Source organism: Streptomyces sp. KLMMK (assembly GCF_036961605.1).
Classification (GTDB): Bacteria; Actinomycetota; Actinomycetes; order Streptomycetales; family Streptomycetaceae; genus Streptomyces; species Streptomyces telluris.
Genome location: NZ_JBAMDC010000536.1, coordinates 1 through 3,651 on the forward strand (window position 1 = coordinate 1; position 3,651 = coordinate 3,651).

The following is a 3,651-nucleotide window of genomic DNA, read 5'->3' on the forward strand; positions in this document are numbered from 1 at the left end:
TCCTCGCGCCCCACGACCCGATGTCGCGCGGCCAGCTGCGCCGGATGGCCGAGCTGGCCCGCGACCAGGGGCACGAGGTGCGCTGGGAGGAGGCGCGGGGCGGCCCGACGGCGCCGGTGGCCACGGTCGGCGGCCTCGCGGGCCCGCTGCGCCGGGCCCAGCGGATCGTGATCGGCGACCCGTTCTCGCGCTACGTCCAGCTGCTGCTGACGATCACCCGCGCCCGGGAGCTGGTGGTGGTGGACGACGGCACGGCCACCATGGAGTTCGTCGCCCAACTCGGCCGGGGCGAAAGCCTTGTACGGTGGCACCGCCGCGGCAGTAGAGGGGCGCGCGATCTCATCTTCGCGCCGGTCTCTGCTTCAGCGCGCCGGATGCTGACGCCCAACGATCGCCGGAGCGTAGAGGTGTTCACCTCGATGCCGGTCGAACCGCCACCCGGCGTAGACGTCCGGGCCAACGACTTCGCCTGGACGCGCGCCGCCTTCGGCCCGCCCCGGCTCACCGGCGGCACGGACCTCGTGGGCACTTCCCTGGTGGAGACCGGGGTCGTGGACCCGGAACGCTACCTCGGGGCCGTGGCCTCCCTCGCCCGCGCCCACGGCGCCACCCGCTACTTCGCCCACCGCCGCGAGAGCGCGGAGAAGCTGCGCCGGGTAGCGGACGCGGTGGGGCTGGAAGTCGTGCGCCCCGAGCTCCCGCTGGAGATCGTCGCCCGCCGCGGCCCGGTCGGCCGCACGGTCCTGAGCTTCCCCTCGACCGTCGTGCACACGCTGCCGCTGGCCCTCGCGGGCACCGGGATCACGGTCGCGGTCTGCGACATCGACCCCGTTTGGCTCACCGAGCACGCCTCGCCGCGGGCGGAGGGATTCCTGGCCGAGGTGACGGACACGGCCCGGGATGTGCGGCGACTTCCGGCCAGCCCGCTGACTGCTCCCTGAGCCGTAAAGACTGGTCATACCCCTCAGGTGAGCCATCCATGCGGCTGAACTTTTCTTGATCGGGGGGCAGTTGCCCGGGTAGGGGCTCTACTCTTCCCTGCGTGAACCATCTGATGCCTTGCGACGCCGGGACTGCCACTTCTCAGGGGACGGGCGAGGGGGTGCTCGCCGGTACGCTCCCCCCGGGGCTGCGCGACGAACTCATCGCGTTCCGGCGGGATTTGCACATGCACCCCGAGCTGGGCAACCGCGAGTTCCGGACCACCGCGGCCGTCAAGGCGAGACTGCAGCGGGCGGGCCTCTCCCCGCGGACGCTGTCCACGGGCACGGGCCTGTTCTGCGACGTCGGGCGGGAGCCGGGAGTGCCCGCCCGGCCCATGCTGGCGCTCCGCGCCGATCTCGACGCGCTGCCCATCCCGGACACCAAGACGGTCCCGTACCGCTCGACGGTCCCCAGGATGGCGCACGCCTGCGGCCATGACGTGCACACCACCGCGGTCCTCGGCGCCGGCCTGGTCCTCGCCGACCTCGCCGAGCAGGGCCTGCTGCCCCGCCCCGTCCGGCTGATCTTCCAGCCCGCCGAGGAGGTGCTGCCCGGCGGCGCCCTCGACGCCATCGAGTGCGGGGCCCTGGACGGCGTAGGCAAGATCATCGCGGTGCACTGCGACCCCAAGGTCGAGGTCGGCCGCATCGGCCTGCGGGTCGGCCCCATCACCTCCGCGTGCGACCGGCTGGAGGTCACGCTGGGCGGCCCCGGCGGCCACACCGCCCGCCCGCACTTCACCACCGACCTGGTGACCGCCGCCGCCCGCATCGCGATCGACGTGCCCGCGGTGCTGGCCCGCCGGGTGGACGCCCGCTCGGGCCTCTCCCTCACCTGGGGCCGGATGGAGACGGGGCACGCCCCCAATGTGATCCCGCAGCACGCCGAGCTCTCCGGCACCGTCCGCTGCCTGGACCTGCACGCCTGGCGGGACGCCCCCGACCTGGTGCACGCGGCGATCGACGAGGTCGCGGCGCTCCACCGGGCCAAGTCGGAGATCAATTACGTCCGAGGGGTGCCCCCGGTCGTCAACGACGCCGAGGTCGTGGGTCTGCTGCGGCGTGCCATGGCCGCCCGCCGCGGCGCCGCCTCCATCGAGGACACCGAGCAGAGCCTCGGCGGCGAGGACTTCTCCTGGTATCTGGAGCACGTGCCCGGCGCCATGGCCCGCCTGGGCGTCCGCCCGGTGGGCGACACGACCCGACGTGACCTGCATTGCGGCGATTTCGACGTGGATGAGGGTTCCATCACCGCCGGCGTGGAACTCTTCACGGCCGCGGCATTGCTGGATGGACAGCTGGTTTAGCTGTAGTAAGCACCGGCTTTTGGGTGCGTATTGATTGCACATAGGCGTGCACATTGGGCGTGTTGATGCCGGACCCGGGTCCGGATCGAGAGTTCCAGGTCACGTTGTACGTAAAACCTGGGTGGTTCGGGGTCAGATCACGTTGTACGTAAAACCCACCGGGGGTGTGGACGGCCGATCCCAGGCCTGACTGGGCTGGATGGATGTATCCGTGAAGCAATCGGGGCAATAGTGCTTCGCGACGATCCGATAACGGCTTTGATGTACCCCTTTTCAGTCCATCTACGCGCGTTACGATTCCGGCGTCCAGCGCCAATGGAGGCGCTTCGAGTGAAGGGGCCCCTCGTGCGCCGGGTATCCACAATCACTGCCGCGGGTATCACCACCGCAGCTCTCGCGTTCACCCTCACCGCCTGTGGTGAGTCCTCCACCGAATCCGGTGGAGGCAGCAGCAAGGGTGTCGGCCTTGCCTTCGACGTCGGTGGTCGCGACGACCACTCCTTCAACGAGTCCGCTGCTCGTGGCCTGGACAAGGCCGAGAAGGAGCTGGGCATCAAGGGCAAGATGATGACCGCCAAGAACGGCGAGACCGAGGCCGAGCGCGAGCAGCGCCTCAGCTCCCTGGCCGATGCGGGTTACAACCCGGTCATCGGCGTCGGCTTCAACTACGCGAAGTCGATCGAGAAGGTCTCCAAGGAGTTCCCGAAGACCAGCTTCGCGATTGTCGACTCGGTCGTCGACAGCCCGAACGTCGACAGCATCACCTTCGGTGAGCACGAGGGCTCCTACCTCGCGGGCGTCGCCGCGGCCCTGAAGTCCAAGACCAACAAGGTCGGCTTCATCGGTGGCGTGGACAACGAGCTGATCAAGAAGTTCCAGGCGGGCTTCGAGCAGGGCGCGAAGGCCGCGAACCCGAAGATCGAGGTCACCTCCGAGTACCTCGGCAGCAGCGACAAGGGCTTCAACGACCCGGCGGCCGCCAAGGACAAGGCCAAGGGCATGCTCGACCGCGACATCGACGTGATCTACACGGCGGCCGGCCTCTCCGGCAACGGCTCCATCGAGGCCGTCGCCGGCAAGAAGGACGCCTGGGCCATCGGTGTCGACTCCGACCAGTACCAGCAGCCGGGTCTGGCCAAGTACAAGGACCACATCCTCACCTCGGTCGTGAAGAACGTGGACGTCGCGGTCTTCGACATGATCAAGAGCGTCAAGGACGGCAAGCCGCTGACCGGCGCGCACCCGTACCTGGTCAAGGACGGCGGCGTCTCGCTGGCCACCTCGGGCGGCTTCATCGACGACATCAAGGCCAAGATCGAGGAAGCGAAGAAGAGCATCGTCGACGGCAAGGTCAAGGTCAA

General features: G+C 69.3%; 3 protein-coding genes. All 3 read left to right on the forward strand.

Going from position 1 to position 3,651, the window contains the following annotated elements:
• Positions 1 to 941 (forward strand): hypothetical protein (locus V7793_RS35085; RefSeq protein WP_336013742.1); only part of this gene is annotated, 941 nt, incomplete at its 5' end.
• 113 nt (positions 942 to 1,054) lie between these two features.
• The gene (locus tag V7793_RS35090) at positions 1,055 to 2,290 is read left to right on the forward strand and encodes an amidohydrolase (protein WP_336013744.1); all 1,236 of its coding nucleotides are present in this window, start codon (positions 1,055 to 1,057) and stop codon (positions 2,288 to 2,290) included.
• Positions 2,291 to 2,635: 345 nt separating this feature from the next.
• Positions 2,636 to 3,651 (forward strand): BMP family lipoprotein (locus V7793_RS35095; RefSeq protein ID WP_336013743.1); only part of this gene is annotated, 1,016 nt, incomplete at its 3' end.

Bases quoted from the DNA above. Each gene is read 5' to 3' on its own strand.
- V7793_RS35090 (WP_336013744.1), top strand. From the start codon at position 1,055: ATGCCTTGCGACGCCGGGACTGCCACTTCTCAGGGGACGGGCGAGGGG.